19 protein-coding genes are annotated in these 16850 nt (G+C 35.0%); 9 read left to right on the top strand and 10 right to left on the bottom strand.

The window, feature by feature from the left end; translation table 11 throughout:
* The 6 genes from AB4Y90_RS05250 to AB4Y90_RS05225 form a co-directional block, all read left to right on the top strand.
* Nucleotides 1–773, top strand: a 773-nt coding sequence (locus AB4Y90_RS05250) for a bifunctional 5,10-methylenetetrahydrofolate dehydrogenase/5,10-methenyltetrahydrofolate cyclohydrolase (RefSeq protein ID WP_441556403.1), incomplete at its 5' end; no start/stop codon positions are given.
* Nucleotides 774–780: 7 nt separating this feature from the next.
* Nucleotides 781–1410, top strand: a complete 630-nt coding sequence (locus tag AB4Y90_RS05245; RefSeq protein WP_441556402.1) for a 7-carboxy-7-deazaguanine synthase QueE — start codon at nucleotides 781–783, stop codon at nucleotides 1408–1410.
* Between the two features lie 38 nt (nucleotides 1411–1448).
* Nucleotides 1449–2819, top strand: coding sequence for an exopolysaccharide biosynthesis polyprenyl glycosylphosphotransferase (locus tag AB4Y90_RS05240; RefSeq protein WP_441556401.1), 1371 nt, complete (start codon nucleotides 1449–1451; stop codon nucleotides 2817–2819).
* Nucleotides 2820–2922: 103 nt separating this feature from the next.
* Complete coding sequence (locus AB4Y90_RS05235; protein WP_441556400.1) at nucleotides 2923–3675, top strand: MlaE family ABC transporter permease; 753 nt, start codon at nucleotides 2923–2925, stop codon at nucleotides 3673–3675.
* Nucleotides 3675–4490, top strand: a complete 816-nt coding sequence (locus AB4Y90_RS05230; RefSeq protein ID WP_441556399.1) for an ABC transporter ATP-binding protein — start codon at nucleotides 3675–3677, stop codon at nucleotides 4488–4490. Before AB4Y90_RS05235 ends, AB4Y90_RS05230 begins: the two co-directional genes overlap by 1 nt.
* Nucleotides 4474–5112, top strand: coding sequence for an outer membrane beta-barrel protein (locus tag AB4Y90_RS05225; protein WP_441556398.1), 639 nt, complete (start codon nucleotides 4474–4476; stop codon nucleotides 5110–5112). The genes AB4Y90_RS05230 and AB4Y90_RS05225 overlap by 17 nt, the downstream gene beginning before the upstream one ends.
* Nucleotides 5113–5147: 35 nt before the next feature.
* Here AB4Y90_RS05225 and AB4Y90_RS05220 read toward each other — a convergent pair whose 3' ends face one another.
* Both AB4Y90_RS05220 and AB4Y90_RS05215 read right to left on the bottom strand, forming a co-directional pair.
* On the bottom strand, nucleotides 5148–5459 hold the full coding sequence (locus AB4Y90_RS05220) for a hypothetical protein (protein ID WP_441556397.1): 312 nt from the start codon (nucleotides 5457–5459) through the stop codon (nucleotides 5148–5150).
* 90 nt (nucleotides 5460–5549) lie between these two features.
* A complete protein-coding gene (locus AB4Y90_RS05215; protein WP_441556396.1) occupies nucleotides 5550–6356 on the bottom strand; it encodes a M48 family metallopeptidase in 807 nt (268 codons plus the stop codon).
* Between the two features lie 106 nt (nucleotides 6357–6462).
* On the opposite strand from AB4Y90_RS05215, the gene AB4Y90_RS05210 reads away from it, so the two are divergent.
* A complete protein-coding gene (locus tag AB4Y90_RS05210; protein ID WP_441556395.1) occupies nucleotides 6463–7005 on the top strand; it encodes a DUF4251 domain-containing protein in 543 nt (180 codons plus the stop codon).
* A gap of 60 nt (nucleotides 7006–7065) precedes the next feature.
* On the opposite strand, the gene meaB is transcribed toward AB4Y90_RS05210, so the two are convergent.
* Complete coding sequence (gene meaB, locus AB4Y90_RS05205) at nucleotides 7066–8061, bottom strand: methylmalonyl Co-A mutase-associated GTPase MeaB (protein WP_441556394.1); 996 nt, start codon at nucleotides 8059–8061, stop codon at nucleotides 7066–7068.
* A 179-nt stretch (nucleotides 8062–8240) separates the two neighbouring features.
* Between meaB and AB4Y90_RS05200 the strand changes: the two genes are divergently transcribed.
* Nucleotides 8241–8534 carry a c-type cytochrome gene (locus AB4Y90_RS05200; protein ID WP_441556393.1) on the top strand — a complete coding sequence of 98 codons (294 nt, stop codon included), beginning with the start codon at nucleotides 8241–8243 and terminating at the stop codon, nucleotides 8532–8534.
* Between the two features lie 27 nt (nucleotides 8535–8561).
* Nucleotides 8562–8849 carry a cytochrome C gene (locus tag AB4Y90_RS05195; RefSeq protein ID WP_441556392.1) on the top strand — a complete coding sequence of 96 codons (288 nt, stop codon included), beginning with the start codon at nucleotides 8562–8564 and terminating at the stop codon, nucleotides 8847–8849.
* Nucleotides 8850–8946: 97 nt separating this feature from the next.
* Here AB4Y90_RS05195 and AB4Y90_RS05190 read toward each other — a convergent pair whose 3' ends face one another.
* The 7 genes from AB4Y90_RS05190 to scpA all read right to left on the bottom strand — a co-directional run bounded on the left by AB4Y90_RS05190 (nucleotide 8947) and on the right by scpA (nucleotide 16636).
* On the bottom strand, nucleotides 8947–9939 hold the full coding sequence (locus tag AB4Y90_RS05190; protein ID WP_441556391.1) for an enolase C-terminal domain-like protein: 993 nt from the start codon (nucleotides 9937–9939) through the stop codon (nucleotides 8947–8949).
* Between the two features lie 3 nt (nucleotides 9940–9942).
* Nucleotides 9943–10575 carry a hypothetical protein gene (locus AB4Y90_RS05185; RefSeq protein ID WP_441556390.1) on the bottom strand — a complete coding sequence of 211 codons (633 nt, stop codon included), beginning with the start codon at nucleotides 10573–10575 and terminating at the stop codon, nucleotides 9943–9945.
* A gap of 26 nt (nucleotides 10576–10601) precedes the next feature.
* Nucleotides 10602–11111, bottom strand: a complete 510-nt coding sequence (locus tag AB4Y90_RS05180; protein ID WP_441556389.1) for a tetratricopeptide repeat protein — start codon at nucleotides 11109–11111, stop codon at nucleotides 10602–10604.
* Complete coding sequence (gene prfH / locus AB4Y90_RS05175; RefSeq protein WP_441556388.1) at nucleotides 11098–11796, bottom strand: peptide chain release factor H; 699 nt, start codon at nucleotides 11794–11796, stop codon at nucleotides 11098–11100. Before prfH ends, AB4Y90_RS05180 begins: the two co-directional genes overlap by 14 nt.
* 86 nt (nucleotides 11797–11882) lie before the next feature.
* On the bottom strand, nucleotides 11883–13274 hold the full coding sequence (locus tag AB4Y90_RS05170; protein WP_441556387.1) for an RtcB family protein: 1392 nt from the start codon (nucleotides 13272–13274) through the stop codon (nucleotides 11883–11885).
* A gap of 669 nt (nucleotides 13275–13943) precedes the next feature.
* Nucleotides 13944–14444 (bottom strand): hypothetical protein, encoded by a 501-nt coding sequence (locus AB4Y90_RS05165; RefSeq protein WP_441556386.1) that lies wholly within the window; start codon nucleotides 14442–14444, stop codon nucleotides 13944–13946.
* 65 nt (nucleotides 14445–14509) lie between these two features.
* Nucleotides 14510–16636, bottom strand: coding sequence for a methylmalonyl-CoA mutase (gene scpA, locus AB4Y90_RS05160; RefSeq protein ID WP_441556385.1), 2127 nt, complete (start codon nucleotides 16634–16636; stop codon nucleotides 14510–14512).
* Between the last annotated feature and the right edge of the window lie 214 nt (nucleotides 16637–16850).

The following is a 16850-nucleotide window of genomic DNA, read 5'->3' as shown; positions in this document are numbered from 1 at the left end:
TTCTTGTTGGGAACAACGGAGCAAGTAAAGCTTATGTAAATGCAAAAGTAAAAGATTGTGAAGAAGTTGGTTTTCAGTCAAGCTTAATTAAATTTCCAAGTACGGTTTCTGAATCTGAATTATTGGAAAAAATCGATGAACTAAACAAATCCAAAGCAGTTGACGGATTTATCGTCCAGCTTCCTTTGCCGGATCAAATTGATCAGGAAAAGATCATCAATGCCATCGATCCGAGAAAAGATGTTGACGGTTTCCACCCTGAAAATTTCGGGAAAATGGCTTTGGAAATGGATACTTTCCTGCCTGCAACTCCTTTCGGAATTTTAACATTACTGGAAAGATATAATATTGAAACAAAAGGTAAAGACTGCGTGATCATCGGAAGAAGTAAAATTGTAGGAAGACCAATGAGTATTTTAATGGGAAGAAAAGATTTCCCGGGAAATTCTACGGTTACCTTAACGCATTCTTACACAAAAGATATTGAAGAATACACTAAAAAAGCAGATATCGTAATCACAGCTTTGGGTGATCCTCACTTTTTAAAAGGTGAAATGATCAAAGACGGAGCCGTAATTGTTGACGTAGGAATCACAAGAGTAGACAACGATTCTCCAAAAGGATATTATTTGGCGGGTGACGTAGATTTTGACAGCTGTGCAGAAAAAGCAAGCTGGATCACGCCGGTTCCGGGAGGAGTTGGACCCATGACAAGAGCGATGCTGATGAAAAACACCATCATTGCTTACAAAACTTCAGTCTATAACGACTAATTAAAAAATGAATTTAGTAGAAGATACATTATTAAAAGAAGGTAAAATGCTCCCGGTAATGGAGCATTTTTACACTATTCAGGGAGAAGGTGCACATACAGGAAAAGCAGCCTATTTTATCAGACTTGGTGGTTGCGATGTGGGTTGCCATTGGTGTGACGTGAAGGAAAGCTGGGATCCGAATCTTCATCCTTTAATGAATGCAGAAGAAATTGCAGAAACTGCTGCCAAACATTGTAAAACCATTGTTTTAACCGGCGGCGAACCTTTAATGTGGAATCTTGATATTTTAACTGGAAAATTAAAAGAATTGGGATGCACGATTCACATAGAAACTTCAGGAGCATATCCTTTGAGCGGAATCATCGACTGGATCACGCTTTCACCAAAGAAAACAGGACTTCCGAAAGAGGAAATTTATCAGAAAGCTCACGAGCTGAAGGTAATCATTTTCAACAACAACGATTTTAAATTTGCACAGGAACAGGCTGAAAAAGTTTCAGAAAACTGCAGACTATATCTTCAGAGCGAGTGGAGCAAACGTGATGCAATGTATCCGAAAATGACAGATTTTATTCTTGAAAATCCTCGTTGGCAGGCATCGGTACAAACACACAAATATTTAAACATCCCGTAAAATTGTTTATATTAGCTTTTGTGTTTCGTTAGGAGAAGATGCAAAGAATTCGATACTCCCGTTATCTAAAATCAATTATCATATTGCTTGACCTTTTGGTTCTTGCAGGTGTTTTTGTAATTTATTTCCTGAATACTTCGCGGGAATTGCTTCACAATCGGGAAATATGGTACGAAATCTCTTTTCCCTTACTTCTTGTAATATCATTCTGGATTTTATTAAGCGGAAGAACCAAGATTTATAACATCTCCCGAAATCTTACCTATATACTTTTCGTAGAGCGCATCATTGTTCATTTTCTTTTATTTATAATTGGCTTGATATTGATTCGGAAAGTGAGCGGAAATCAATTTTTTGGTTCAGAACTTACCTGGCTATCACTCTATCTTTTTGTTTTCATTTTTTTATTAAAATCTACTGTTTATTTTTTGATAAGGTACATCAGATCAATGGGGGTTAACCACAGGAATGTGATGTTTCTTGGTGAAAATAATTCGACGGATGTTTTAAAGAAAATAATTGAAGAAAGAAAAGATTTTGGCTACATGATATTTAATTATGATTCATCTGATCTAAATATTGAGAATCTTGTAGATTTTTGGAAAAAAAACGGAATTCATACCTTATTTATTCCTACAGAAAATTCTTTCAGCAGTGAAACGGAAAATAAGCTCTTCAGACTGGCAGAAGCCAACAAAGTACACATATCTTTAATTCCTAATATCTCGAAGAACAATTTTTTCTTTTATGATTTGGGATATATTCAGACACAGCCCATTTTAACCCAGGCAAAATATCCTTTAGATTATTATTCTAATTTTTTGCTTAAAAGAACCTTCGACATTATTTTTTCGGTCTTGGTTTTGCTACTCATTTGTTCGTGGCTGTTTCCCATTATTGCAATTTTAATTAAAAAAAGCTCTAAAGGTCCCGTATTTTTCATTCAGAAACGATATGGTTTTCATGAGGAAGTTTTTAATTGTATTAAATTCAGAACCATGGTTGTAAATGAAGATTCTGCATCTAAAACAACAAGCGTAAATGATGCAAGAATCACCAGAATAGGAAAGTTTTTAAGAAAAACAAGCCTTGATGAGATGCCGCAGTTTATCAATGTCCTGAAAGGTGAAATGTCTATCGTAGGACCAAGACCTCACATGTTGTCTGTTGATAATTATTACAAACCAAAAATAGGGAGATACAGTTTAAGAAGTTTGGCAAACCCTGGAATCACGGGTTTAGCGCAGGTAAATGGTTTGCGAGGTGACGCAGGAGATGTGGAAATTGAAATGAACAAGAGAATTCTTGCCGATGCATTTTACGTCAGAAACTGGAGCTTCGTTTTAGATATCGTGATTATTTTAAAAACCATTTTATTAGTAATAAAAGGAGATAAAAATGCAAATTGAGATCAGGTTCCGTGAAAATAAGTTTAAATTTCAATGTCAAATTCATACTTAGTGTTAACCTCAGTCTTAGACAAATTAAATAAAAATAGCCTAATTTAGCAGAATGTTAAAAAAGTTTTTTACAGCCGTCGGAGAATACATGATTCTTATCGGTAAATCTCTTCAAAAACCTCAGAAAATGAGAGTTTTCTGGAAGCTGTTTATGCGAGAGATCAATGACTTGGGAGTCAACTCATTCGGGTTGGTTATTTTCACGTCTATCTTCGTAGGAGCGGTAGTTGCCATTCAGATGTTTAACAATTTCGATGCATCATCGTTCCCCATTCCTCCTTCTTTTGTAGGATACGCCACCAAAGCAGTTTTAGTATTGGAATTTTCACCTACGATTATCAGTTTAATTCTGGCAGGTAAAGTAGGCTCATATATTGCATCAACTATCGGTACAATGAGGGTTTCTGAGCAGATTGACGCATTAGATATCATGGGAGTAAACTCTCCTAATTTTTTAATTTTACCTAAAATAATTGCCTGTCTTATCTTTAATCCTATTCTTATTGCAATCAGTATTGTTTTTGGTATTGGAGGAGGTTATGTTGCAGGGATACTTACAGGAAACTGGACGACTGCAGATTACATCGCAGGAATCCAAATGTATATGCCAAATCTTTTCGTGTATTATGCATTTACAAAGACCATAGTTTTTGCCTTTGTAATTGCCACTGTACCTTCTTATTTTGGATATTTTGTAAAAGGTGGCTCATTAGAAGTGGGTAGAGCAAGTACACAAGCTGTGGTTTGGACGATGGTATTCATCATTATTTCCGAATTAATTTTAACACAATTAATATTAAGCTGATGATTGAGGTAAAAAATCTTAAAAAGAGTTTTGGTGATGTTGAAGTGCTTAAAGGAATTTCAACCACCTTCGAAAAAGGTAAAACAAACCTGATCATCGGGCAGAGTGGATCGGGAAAGACCGTTTTTCTTAAAAGTCTGCTTAACGTTTATCAACCCTCATCCGGAGAAATTCTGTTTGACGGGAAAGATATCAACGTTATGAACCGCGAAGAAAAACAGCATCTAAGATCTGAAATCGGAACATTATTTCAGGGTAGCGCCTTATTTGATTCTTTAACTGTTGAAGAAAACATCATGTTTCCGCTTGATATGTTTACCAATTTAACGTTCAGAGAAAAGAAAAGAAGAGTTTTTGAGGTAATCGGAAGAGTACATTTAGATAAAGCCAATAAAAAATTCCCTTCTGAAATTTCCGGAGGTATGCAAAAACGTGTGGCAATTGCCAGAGCAATAGTAAACCACCCGAAATATCTGTTTTGTGACGAGCCCAATTCAGGACTAGATCCCTATACGTCTAATGTAATTGATGATTTATTGCTTGAAATTACAAAAGAATACAATACCACAACCATCATCAATACCCATGATATGAACTCGGTAATGACAATTGGCGAGAAAATTGTATATCTGAGATTAGGCATAAAAGAATGGGAGGGCAATAAAGACATCCTGATTACCGCAGGCAATAAAAATCTGATCGATTTCGTTTATTCATCAGAATTATTCAAAGAATTGCGTGAGTATCTTTTAGAGAATAATAAAACAATTGAAAATACTATTACAAAAATAGACGATAATGAAAAAAATAATTAGCGCAGCATTTATAGGATTTTCCGTTTTGGCTTCAGCACAGATTTCTTTGGCAGCAAAAGCGAATGTTGCAATCCCGACAAGCTCAGCTTCTTGGGAAAACTTTAAAACTGCAGCAACCAATACGGTAGAGCAAAAAGGAAAAAATATTACCGGATTTAACGTTGGTCTATCTTTAAAAATAGATTTACCGACTGCATTGTACGTAATGCCAGAAATTTATTATACCAATTTCAGCAACGAAGTGACCGTACAAAACGATATAAGCGGAGCTCAAACTACCATTAAGGCTAAAAACAGCAGAGTAGACATTCCTGTTTTGGTTGGGGTAAATGTCTTGGGAGATTTTTTAAGCGCTTATGTAGGTCCAGTTGGAAGTTTCAATTTAGCTAAGAATGATAATTTTGATAATTTCGTACAGAAAGTAGATGCCAAAGAGTTCACAGTAGGTTACCAATTGGGTGTACAAAGTGAAATTAAAAAGCTGATTCTTTCTGTAAGATACGAAGGTGCTTTTTCTAAAGATCAGAGAAAATTCATCAACAATGTAGCAGGATCAAGTCAGGAAATCAATTATGACAACAGATCAAGTTTATTCTTGCTAGGTTTGGGATACAAATTTTAGTCAGAACTTATTGTTTATAATAAAAAATCCTCAAATTAAATTTGAGGATTTTCATTTTGTCGTTCAAGCTCAGCCTGACGTTGTTCAATTTCGATAGCCTGCTTTTCCAGCTCTTCTTTTTCTTTTTGTAGTTGTTTAAACTCCTGTCTCTTGGCTTCAGCTTTTATAGCGCTTCCTTTGCTTACATAACCAACCATTCCGCCAAATATCAAACCTATTCCAATTCCTGCCATCACACCCATCACATGCGAAATTGTAATTCTCTCAACAGTAAAATCTGTTGTCAGATAAAAAAGTAAGGCAGATACCGCAAGAAGTATCATTCCAATAATCGAAATACTTTTCATAACAGTGTTTTTTTTATGGTGAATATTGACTTATAAATTTAAAAAAAATTTATCAATTTTAGCTAAGCTAAATGAAATATAAGTTTAATTTTAAACTTTTCCGCCTGCTTTTTTATAATATTCTAAAGCTTTTGGTAAATCTTTCTGAATGTCTCCAACTCTCGTTCCCGGACTTGGGTGGGTAGATAAAAATTCCGGCTGTCGCGCTCCTGAAGATGAAGCCTCCATTCTTTGCCAAAACGGAATCGCCTGACGTGGATCATATCCTGCAATTGCCATTAGGTTTAGTCCCATTTCGTCTGCTTCAGATTCCTGAGTTCTTCCATATTTTAAAAGAGCTACTTGTGAACCTACAGGATAAACCTGCTGAAAAATATTAGACCATTGCGCATTTGAAATCGTGCTTCCTAAAAGAGCACCACCATATTGTGCGACCATTGCCTGAGAAATTCTTTCATTGCCATGACCTGCCAAAGCGTGAGAAACTTCATGTCCCATCACTACAGCAAGACCTGTTTCATCTTTAGTAATCGGAAGAATTCCGGTGTAAACAGCAACTTTTCCACCCGGCATACACCATGCATTTACCTGATTATCCTGAAGAAGATTAAATTCCCACTGATAACCCGACAGATCTGCACTTCTGCCGATACTTGCATAATATTGTTCTGCTGCTGTTTTTATCTTATTTCCGACTTTTTTAACCATTTGAGACTGGGCTCCTGTTACAACCTTAGACTCTTTCAAAGCCTGCTGATATTGTTGCACTGCCGAAGAAGTTATCTGAGGATTAAGCGTTCCTATCTGCAGAGATTTTCTCCCTGTCATCGGGTTTGTTGTACACGCTGCAACTGCAATGGCAGCCGCTCCAATTCCTAATAAATGAGTAATTTTCATAATTATGCCTATTATTACTGAATCTTAACAATTTCTATTCCAAAAAAAAATCTTGAAATTTGTTTTTGCATACATTTTGATGTATAAATTTACTAATTTTAATCTTATGAAAATTTATATAAAAATAATCTCACTTTTTGCCTTCATCTTTCTTTTTCAGAATTGTGCATCGCAAAACACTGACCCACAAATAGTAAACAATTTGGTTAATTCTGATGAGTTTACGTTTCATGCCGAAAAAGCAAATCCTATGAACTACGATGTAATTAATATTTTAAACTCTATGCCAAATAACCCTTCAACAAGAATTTTACAATTAGATAATGGAAGCTATACTATAGAATTAAAAGAAGGAAAAATGGAAGTAATCCTTCCATATTTTGGAAGAATATTTAATCCAAGCTACAGAACTTCAGATAACAGCTACAGGTTTACCTCAAAAGATTATACGGTAACCAAAAATCAAAGTAAGAAAGGCAATTGGGTTTACAAGATTAAGCCAAATGATGTGAAAAATGTTTCTGATATCAACATAGAAATTTTTAAAAACGGAACTGCTTTAACATCGATAAGAAGTAACGACAGACAGCCTATTTCTTACAATGGGTATATTTCGAAAAATACAGAAACGAAAAAGGAAAAACTTTAGTCGTGCTTCGGGTTTCGTGATACGAGTTTTAAATATTTCAAGAATCTTAAAACTCGGAACTCAAATCTCGGATCTTGAATCTCTTAAAAACTTTTCTACAAATAATTTTGCTTCGGTACTTGGATTTGAAATCCGGTCTGAAGCATTTTTTTTATGCTGAATATAAGCTTCTTTTACAGAATTATTTTTCTTCATTGTTTCCAGAATATATTCCTGAACCCAATATTCAAAGCGTTTCTCAGATTGCTGAGTTCGCACTTCATCAAAACGATTTGTATTCTTTTTTAATGAAATAAAATCATCAATTTTTTGATAGACTTCTTTCAAACCTTCATTATGCAAAGCAGAACCAAGTAAAACAGGAACTTTCCAGTCTTTTTCTTTAGCAGGAAGAAAATCTAATGCTCGCTTCAGCTCAAGCTTGGTGCTTTTAGCTTTTTGCAGATTGCTTTCTTCGACTTTATTAATGAAAATAACATCAACCATTTCCATAATTCCGCGCTTGATACCCTGAAGCTCGTCGCCGCCGCCAATAATTTTCAGAAACAAAAATACATCGGTAATATCTGAAACCAAAACTTCAGACTGCCCCACTCCAACGGTTTCAATTAAAATATAATCATAACCTGCAGCTTCGCAAATCATCATCGTTTCAAAAGTAGTATTGGCAACTCCGCCCAAAAAACCTGAACTTGGTGAAGGACGAATAAATGCATTTTCTTCTTTTGCCAATTCTTCCATTCTGGTTTTATCGCCCAAAATACTGCCTTTATTAATCGCAGAACTGGGATCAATAGCTAAAACCGCAACTTTTTTATTATTTGAAATTGCTAATCTTCCAAAATTTTCGATAAAAGTAGATTTTCCGGCTCCGGGAACTCCTGTAATTCCCACCCTGATTGATTTTCCGGTTAACGGAAGGATTTTTTTTAAAAGTTCTTCAGCCTGACTTCGATGTTCGGGTTTTGTGCTCTCAACTAAAGTAATGGCTTTTGCAATCAGGCGCTTGTTGCCCGATTTTATCCCTTCTATAAAGTCTTCTGTTGAAATTTTCATCCGAATATTCCTGTTTTTAAAGGAAAGATGCAACCTTTCGGTTTTATTTATTCAAAAATATAAAAATAACCTGCAAAATCCGAGAAAAAGCCTATTAATTTTAATGCTTCTAAATTATAGATCTAAACATCAATCACCTTTAAAATTCGTTATTTTTGTTTTAAACAATTAAAAAGAATATGAAAAGTCTATTTGCAGCAGCAACATTTATCCTGGTCTTATTAGCATCTTGTACTCCGAAATCAACACCTGTAGCCGAAGCTCCGAAATCAGCAACAAGCACAGCCGAACAAATAGCCCAAGGAAAAACAATCTACGAAACTGCCTGCAAAAGATGCCATAAATTGTACGAGCCGACAGAATTTACTTCTGTAGAATGGGTAGGAATTTTGAACGCAATGGCGCCAAAAGCAAAACTGACTGACGAACAACATCAGTGGGTTTACGATTATGTGGTGTCTGTAAAAAAATAAAATATTCAACCAACCAAAAATATCATCATGAAAAAATTAGCTTTAAGTATGATTTCAGGAGCTGTTTTTATGGTTTCCTGCGGACCAAAAAGTACAGCCGTAACGGGTCCTAAATTTACCTCAGCTGAACATTTGACTCAGGGAAAAACGGTTTTTGAAAATTCATGCAACAGATGTCACAAATTACCGGATCCGGCAAAACACGACGATCAAGGGTGGATTAAAACCTTAAGCAGAATGGCTCCAAAAGCAAAATTAACTGATGAGCAACATCAAATGGTTTACGATTATCTGATTTCTGTAAATAAAAAATAGGCTTTCTTTGAAAGTCTTTTTTTGTTTTATTTGGTTTGATATTCAGAATTAATTGACAAGCAAAGCGAATTGACAATTCACAATTCACCTATTAAATTCACATTAAATCAATCCCCAAACCAGGTTTTCCGGATAGAATAATCTTGCCGTTTTCTACAAAATTTCCTGTTGCATAATCATTAGATATAAGATTGGCTCCGTCTAAATCTGCAAAATCTGTAAGACCGGTTAAAAGACAACCTGCAGAAATCCCCACTGTAGATTCTGTCATGCAGCCGATCATGATTTTATAATTTAATGCGCTTGCTTTTTTAATCATTTCTAAAGCGGGAGTCAAACCGCCACATTTCATCAGTTTGATATTGATGCTTTTGTAATAGGGAATCAGTTCTTCCAGAGACTCAATATTCTGACAGTCTTCATCTGCCATCCAATTGGCAAAACTTTCTTTTTTTAAAATTTTATAATGATCAATCGGTCTTGGCTGTTCAAGATAAGAGAAATTTTGAACCTCACAATTTTCCTGAAGCCAAATACAATCTTCATCGGTAAAACTTGCGTTTGAATCTAAGGCAATGTTTTTATTTAATTGTAATAGTTTTTCAATATCAATTTTATTTAAACCTTTGCATTTTACTTTAAATCGAGTCCATTTGCTTTTCTCAATTTTTTGAATCTGCTGATCAATACTTCCGATAGAAATAGTGACTGAGCTTTCAACTAAATTTTTAGACGGAAGATTATTTAGTTCTAAAAAGCTTTTGTTTTCGAGCTTTCCAAACAAATCCCAATACGCACAATCTAAAGCCGAAAGTAAAAACGAATGTAGGTTTAAGCCTGATAAAAATTTGAAAAATTCTTTAGGATGAATAATTTTCTGAGACTCTATTTGATACTGAATTTCTTTTAATTTCAAAACAAAACTCTGCAGATTAATTTGATAATAATCAATCGCAACACACTCGCCATATCCTTTATAATTTTGATGAGACAGCTCTATCAACAAAGCGTCACGATGATTGTAATTTCCGTACGCAATGGAAAATGTTTCTTTTAAATGAAGCTTTTTTATTATAAAATCTATCTTCATTTCTTATCCTATTGTATAATTATAAGACCTGATTTCTATCCATACACCATGCGTTTTTTTATAAACAGCCATATGAAAAGACTCTCCTTCTAAAGGATCACAAAGAGAGGAATCCAGAACAATACAGATAGTTTTATCCTTATTAAAAAAAGGAACGCAAAATGTTTTGAGACATTTATTTTTATATTTTTTTCCAAACTCTTTCCAAAAATAACTATCTTTTGTATTCCTCAACTTCTCTAATTCATCGGCATTAGTATATTGCAATTTTCTATTTATTCTGTTTTTATCCAATTTAAAACTACGAAATATTTCAGCTTGCTTTTGATAAAATATAGAATCATTTTTTAAGAAAATAGCATCATCATATATTGGCTCAATTCCAAACTTTAGAGGTGACGGAGGCGGATATGGCTCATTATCATTATAAAATAAAGCATCAAAATCTGTGGTTTCTAATGATATATTATAAACATAATTATGCTGAGAATTTTCAGCCTCAAACTTATCTATTAATTGATTTAATACTTCATATTTCAAATCTAAAGTTTCATCTTTTTGGATTATTTTTTTTCTCGCTTCGTTCTTTTTGCAGGAAATCAATAGTAATAAAATCAAAAATAAATAGTTCTTCATAAATTAAATTTACAAAAAAATGAGACTCATTTCGTCTCCTTCTTCTTTTTATTTTTCTTTGGCATTTTAGATTTTATAAATTTCTTTCTGTCTTTTACAATATCTAAACTATATTGGTTAAAACAATATTTTGATGCCTGATCAAGAAATTTCAAGGCATTGTTAAAACTTCCTCTTTTCTCAGAAAGCAGTGCTCTGTAAAACCACAAAGTCGCTTTATCAATCCCTTTTATTTTCAATGAATATTCAATCAGCTTTTCGGCTTCCTGCAAATCTTCGTTATCCAAAAGACATTTGATGTAATATTTTGGCGTATTGAGATTGGTCACATCGCATTGCATCGCCTCTTCAAAATAGAGCTTTGCTTTTTCGTAATCGATGAGCATTTCGCTGTAGATTCTTCCCATCAGACAAAGCGAATCTGCATCTTCAGGATCGTAAGACAGCGCATAATTCAATGCTTCCAGACAATCCGGTAAGCTGTAAGGATAATTATCCAGAGCTTCGAAATAATATTTACTTTTAGTTAAGGTCATTTTTGTATTTTTTTAATTCGTTTTTCAGCTGGCTTCTTTCTTTTTTGAAAGATTTTTCCTGGTAATTCTTTTTAAAATCTGTTCCCGAAAATTTTCTAATCGGATTTCCGCGCTGTACATTCAAGTGATTGTTCCAGGTTTCCTGCATTTGTTTTTGAAGCTGAATAATATTCTGTTCCAAAACTTTTTCTTTCAGTCTTTCGATAGAAAGTTTTTTATTTTCCAATTGTGAGYGGGAATCCTGCACGAAAACACTTTGCCCGGTCGGAATATGAGTTGCACGAACGGCAGTGTTTACTTTATTCACATTTTGTCCGCCATTTCCCTGACTTCTCGTCGTCTGAAACTGAATATCTTTTTCATTAAAATTAATTTTTTCCAAACCTTCCAGTTCAAAAATTCCGATAAACCAGTTGCTTCTTTTATGCAATTTTCGGAAGGTACTTTTTCCAATCCAGCAAATACTTCCTAACCAATTTTTTAAAAAGTCATTTAAATTTTTTGATTTTAAAAGCAACGTTACTGATTTCAATGTCAGGTTTTCATCTCCATTTTCACGATGGATGATTTCGTAATCTATTTTATGATCTTTTGCTTCCTCAAGGAAAACCTTCAGAACTTTGGCAACCACCCATTGACATTCCAAAGGTCCTCTTCCTGAGGTTATTTGTATTAATTTTTCCATTGTTATTTAATTTGTTGATAGTTGTTAGTTGATGGTTGTTAGCAGGAGTTTCCTCATCAACAAACAACCATTAACAATCAACTAAATTATCTATCCATCCTTACAATTCTTGGCTGGAAAGTTCCCAGAATATCGACCAATTCGCTTTGTGCATTCATCACTTCGTTGATGTCTTTGTACGCCATTGGTGCTTCTTCTGCATTTCCGCCCATCAAAGTGACATTCTTTAGTTTTAATTCTTTTTTGATGTCATTTTGAGTGAACAGATTTCTGCATTCGCCTCTCGAAAAAGCTCGTCCTGCACCGTGAGAAGCAGAATTTAAAGAATCCGGATTTCCTTTTCCTCGAACGATAAAACCTTTTGCCGTCATTGATCCCGGAATCATTCCCAATTCATTTTCGTTGGCTGGAGTTGCACCCTTTCTGTGAACGATCACTTCTTTTCCGTTGTGGATTTCTTTCCATGCGAAATTGTGATGATTTTCGATTCTTGCTTTTACCCTTCCGCCGACTGCTTTCACCAATCTTCTGTGAATATCATCATGACAAGCCGAAGCATAATCTCCTGCGAGATTCATCGCTGTCCAATATTCTAAACCGAGATGTGTATTCAAATCAAGCCAGGCGAAGTTTTGCGCTTCTTTTGGTAACGGACATTGCTCTGTTGCCACTCTTGAATAATATTGTGCGATTTCGGCTCCCAATCCACGCGAACCGCTGTGCGAAAGAATTCCCAGATATTTTCCTTTCGGAAGTGCAATTTGCACATCTTCTTCCGTGATTTCCACTTCTCCGAATTCTACGAAATGGTTTCCTCCGCCTGAACTTCCCATTTGTTTAATGGCTTTTCCTTTTAATCTTCTTAAAATCGGAATCATATCAAACGTGTCTCTGTCAAAAATTTCGTGGTCAACATGAGATTTATGCGTTTCATACATCCCGAATTTTGTATGTTCGGCAAGAGCTTTTTCGTATTTATCTCTTGCTCCGTCGAGATATGAAATCGGGGTATCCAAAATGCTTAAGCTCATTCTGCAACCAATATCCATTCCGACTCCATAAGGAATTACGGCATTTTCTACGGCGAGAACTCCGCCAATCGGAAGACCGTAACCGCTGTGTGCATCGGGCATTAAAGCGCCCTGCGTTGAAATTGGAAGTTTCAAAGCGGTGTACAACTGGTTTTTTGCTTCCTCTGAAATATTGTTTCCAAAAATTTGAAAAGTTGCTCTGTTTGTATTGAGCATTCTTTTTTCTGTTTTTTTTGATGAAAGCAAAGCTTCTGCGATTTGCCCAAAGGTTAAATCTTTTTCAAATTCTTCCGGATTTTGCAGAATTTCCTTTAAAAGAGATTTTACATGATGAATATTTTTGGTTGCAAAATTTCTTTTCATGACTTCCAAAGCGATATTAACACTCTGATTGTTTGGATAGCCTATTTTTAATATATCTTTTCCTTTTAGTTTTAAATTTCCCATCTTTTTAGATTTTAGATAATAAATATGAGATGATAGACATTCTCGCATCAAATGTTTTGTCAACTATAGTTTTAGTTGAATTGTTTTTTGTCATTGACTACAGCGAAATTTCGATTTGACAAAGAGGAAAAACCTATTTTAATATGTTGAGATTCTTCAATTCGCTTCGCTGCTTTCAGAATGACAGAGCGTTATTTTAGCACCGATGGAAACGGCATCCTTTTTTTCGCATGCCTGAAAGAGCATTGGCAAAAAAAGATACAGTGGGCAGCGGGAAATAGCTCCTAAAAAAAATCGATTTCGGGGAAACTGTTTTGAGTTTGAATATTGCGCAATAAAAAACCCGAAAATCTTACGACTTCGGGTTTTGATATTTCAATATACTGTTATTCTATGAGTGTACCAAACCACGAAGCCTCGCCTTTGCAAAAGGCAATCCTACTGTTGAATGTTGATTGTATTTGAACATTGCTTCGTTGTTTTTTAAATGGTTAAACTTGATTTTCAGTTGCAAAGATATAATTTTTTTTGAATTACAATATAAAATTTGAAAATTATTTATCACTTAATAATGATTTTATTACAGCTAAAAATTATTTAAACAAAAATATAAGAAGAAAAAAAAGACCATCAAATTGATGATCTCATTTATTTATAAAGTAGATTTTTTTAATCTTTAGAGCCTAAACTGTCCATTGTATCTTCTATTCCGTCGCTGTTTGGAGAATATACTCTTTCTCTATCAAGGAAATAAACATTGTGTCTTGCTTTTGCAATAATGCCATTATAAACATCTTCCGGCAAACCTGATGTTTCTGCATCGCCCTGATCTACTGAAGGTTTATTATAAATTTTTAATGCTCCGTGCTGATCTAAAACTTTTTTTGCGTTTTGCGCATCGGTAAGAGTGGAAGCATAAACCACAAGATTGATTTTACCTACACTTTCTTTGCTGTATGCTGCTAAAAGCTCATTATCGTTTACGAAAACATGATCCCAAAAGCTTTTTGTTTTTTCATCATCTATGTATTCGTTCGTTGAAGACTCTTCATTAAAWCTTGATTTAGAAACGATAATGTCTGCTTCCAGAAACCCGTTGTTTATCAAATCTGATTTTATTTCCTCTGTATTTACATTTTCCGGAAACACTGAAATTACTGTATAAGCCATAATATTTTATTTTTTGGTTATCGCTTACAGTACAAAAGCTGTGCAATTTGAGGTTTAATAAAATGTTAATTTATCTTATTTAAAAACTTTTCCAGAATATCGACCGCACATTTCGGCAGATTAGTTCCCGGTCCAAAAATGAAATCGGCTCCGTTTGCGTAAAGAAATTCGTAGTCCTGCTGCGGAATTACTCCACCCACAACAATCGTGATATCTTCTGCTCCTAGTTTTCTCAATTCTTCAACTACCTGCGGAACCAAAGTTTTGTGACCTGCCGCCAAAGATGAAACTCCCAAAATGTGAATGTCATTTTCTACCGCCTGCTTTGCAACCTCTTCCGGAGTCTGAAATAGTGGCGCAACATCTACATCAAAGCCCATATCTGCAAAGGCCGTTGCTACTACTTTCGCACCACGGTCATGACCATCCTGTCCCATTTTTGCCACCATAATTCTTGGACGACGACCTTCTTCTTCTTCAAATTTTTGGGTAAGCTCAAGTGCTTTTCCGAAGTATTCATTTTTACCTGCATTCATAGCGTAAACTCCTTGTATGGTTCTGATGTTGGCTTTGTAACGACCGAAACTTTCTTCCATCGCATCGCTCATTTCACCTAAAGTCACTCTTCTTCTTGCTGCTTCAATACACAATGCTAAAAGATTTCCGTTGCCTGTTTTTGCAGATTCACGGATTTCATTTAAAATCTGCTCGACAGATTCAGGGTTTCTACTCGTTTTTATTGAATCTAATCTTTCAATCTGTTTTCTTCTAACTTCGGTATTATCAATATCTAAAATTTCGATTGGAGTTTGTTCTAAAGCTGATTTAAAAGAATTAACACCAATAATAAATTCTTCGCTACTGTCAATTTTAGCCTGCTTTCTCGCAGCAGCTTCTTCAATTCTCATTTTCGGAATTCCGGCTTCAATTGCTTTGGTCATTCCGCCTTCTTTTTCCACCTCATCAATATATTTCATTGCCTCTTCGATCATTTGCTGCGTCAAAGATTCAACGAGATTGCTTCCTCCCATCGGATCCACAACATCGCAAATTCCTGATTCCTGCTGAAGAATAATTTGTGTATTTCTAGCAATTTTTGCCGAATAATCTGTCGGAAGTGCAATCGCTTCATCCAAAGCATTTGTATGTAAAGATTGAGTTCCGCCTAAAGCTGAAGATAAGGCTTCAATTGCCGTTCTTGTAATATTGTTAAAAGGTTCTTGTTCCGTTAAAGACCAACCTGAAGTTTGAGAATGTGTTCTTAAAGCTAAAGATTTCGGATTTTGAGGATTAAATTGCTTCAATAAAGTTGCCCAAATATATCTTGCGGCACGCATTTTAGCAATTTCCATGAAATGATTCATGCCGATTGCCCAAAAGAAGGATAATCTTGGAGCAAAATCGTCGACATTCATACCTGCTTTTATTCCGGTTCTTACATATTCCAAACCATCGGCTAAAGTGTAAGCCATTTCCAAGACGGGAGTTGCTCCCGCTTCCTGCATGTGATAACCTGAAATTGAAATTGAATTGAATTTCGGAATATTTTTAGACGTATATTCAAAAATATCGGCAATAATTTTCATGGAAGGAGTCGGTGGATAAATGTAAGTATTACGCACCATAAATTCTTTCAGAATATCATTCTGAATTGTTCCTGAAAGCTTATCCTGAGAAACGCCCTGCTCTTCTGCAGCAACAATATAGAAAGAAAGAATTGGCAAAACCGCCCCATTCATTGTCATGGAAACAGAGATTTCATCCAAAGGAATTTCATTGAACAAAATTTTCATATCTTCAACAGAATCAATCGCAACACCGGCTTTTCCAACATCGCCTACAACTCTTGCGTGATCTGAATCGTAACCTCTGTGTGTCGCCAAATCGAATGCCACGGAAAGACCTTTTTGTCCAGCTGCCAAATTTCTTCTGTAAAACGCATTGGATTCTTCTGCTGTAGAAAATCCTGCATATTGACGGATCGTCCAGGGTTTTTGAACGTACATGGTTGAGTAAGGTCCTCTTAAGTAAGGAGCAATTCCCGGAGAAGAGTCTGCAATGTTTTTATTTTTTACATCTTCTGTGGTGTATTTTGATTTCAGCTCAAGCCCGTCTTTTTCAAATTGATAGATTTCCTGCTGATTTTCAGATATATTAAATTGAGGAGTTTTGTTCTTTATTTCCCTTCTCATTTCTTCAGATTTAAGGTTTTAAAAATAAGCATTTTTGGAATAATGTTTTGATGTTGATTTTCAATTGAAAATGAAGATGTTTTTAAACGCACAAAGCTCGCTGAGATTTTTTGATTTGAATGCTTTTTTAAGTTCGCAAAGCGTTTTACTCAGAAAGGTTTAAAGATTCAAATATTTGGAAAATAACACATTAGCCACATTAGAGTTTTATTAT

Origin of the sequence: Chryseobacterium sp. 2TAF14 (assembly GCF_052115105.1) — a bacterium.
Taxonomy (GTDB): Bacteria; Bacteroidota; Bacteroidia; order Flavobacteriales; family Weeksellaceae; genus Chryseobacterium.
The sequence above is the reverse complement of the archived record's forward strand: the minus strand, read 5'-3'. Positions and strand labels throughout refer to the sequence as shown.

Excerpts from the sequence above, each read along its gene's own strand:
- AB4Y90_RS05245 (WP_441556402.1), top strand. The coding sequence starts at position 781 with ATGAATTTAGTAGAAGATACATTATTAAAAGAAGGTAAAATGCTCCCG.
- AB4Y90_RS05240 (WP_441556401.1), top strand. The coding sequence starts at position 1,449 with ATGCAAAGAATTCGATACTCCCGTTATCTAAAATCAATTATCATATTG.
- AB4Y90_RS05235 (WP_441556400.1), top strand. The coding sequence starts at position 2,923 with ATGTTAAAAAAGTTTTTTACAGCCGTCGGAGAATACATGATTCTTATC.
- AB4Y90_RS05230 (WP_441556399.1), top strand. The coding sequence starts at position 3,675 with ATGATTGAGGTAAAAAATCTTAAAAAGAGTTTTGGTGATGTTGAAGTG.
- AB4Y90_RS05225 (WP_441556398.1), top strand. The coding sequence starts at position 4,474 with ATGAAAAAAATAATTAGCGCAGCATTTATAGGATTTTCCGTTTTGGCT.
- AB4Y90_RS05220 (WP_441556397.1), bottom strand. The coding sequence starts at position 5,459 with ATGAAAAGTATTTCGATTATTGGAATGATACTTCTTGCGGTATCTGCC.
- AB4Y90_RS05215 (WP_441556396.1), bottom strand. The coding sequence starts at position 6,356 with ATGAAAATTACTCATTTATTAGGAATTGGAGCGGCTGCCATTGCAGTT.
- AB4Y90_RS05210 (WP_441556395.1), top strand. The coding sequence starts at position 6,463 with ATGAAAATTTATATAAAAATAATCTCACTTTTTGCCTTCATCTTTCTT.
- meaB (WP_441556394.1), bottom strand. The coding sequence starts at position 8,061 with ATGAAAATTTCAACAGAAGACTTTATAGAAGGGATAAAATCGGGCAAC.
- AB4Y90_RS05200 (WP_441556393.1), top strand. The coding sequence starts at position 8,241 with ATGAAAAGTCTATTTGCAGCAGCAACATTTATCCTGGTCTTATTAGCA.
- AB4Y90_RS05195 (WP_441556392.1), top strand. The coding sequence starts at position 8,562 with ATGAAAAAATTAGCTTTAAGTATGATTTCAGGAGCTGTTTTTATGGTT.
- AB4Y90_RS05190 (WP_441556391.1), bottom strand. The coding sequence starts at position 9,939 with ATGAAGATAGATTTTATAATAAAAAAGCTTCATTTAAAAGAAACATTT.
- AB4Y90_RS05185 (WP_441556390.1), bottom strand. The coding sequence starts at position 10,575 with ATGAAGAACTATTTATTTTTGATTTTATTACTATTGATTTCCTGCAAA.
- AB4Y90_RS05180 (WP_441556389.1), bottom strand. The coding sequence starts at position 11,111 with ATGACCTTAACTAAAAGTAAATATTATTTCGAAGCTCTGGATAATTAT.
- AB4Y90_RS05170 (WP_441556387.1), bottom strand. The coding sequence starts at position 13,274 with ATGGGAAATTTAAAACTAAAAGGAAAAGATATATTAAAAATAGGCTAT.
- scpA (WP_441556385.1), bottom strand. The coding sequence starts at position 16,636 with ATGAGAAGGGAAATAAAGAACAAAACTCCTCAATTTAATATATCTGAA.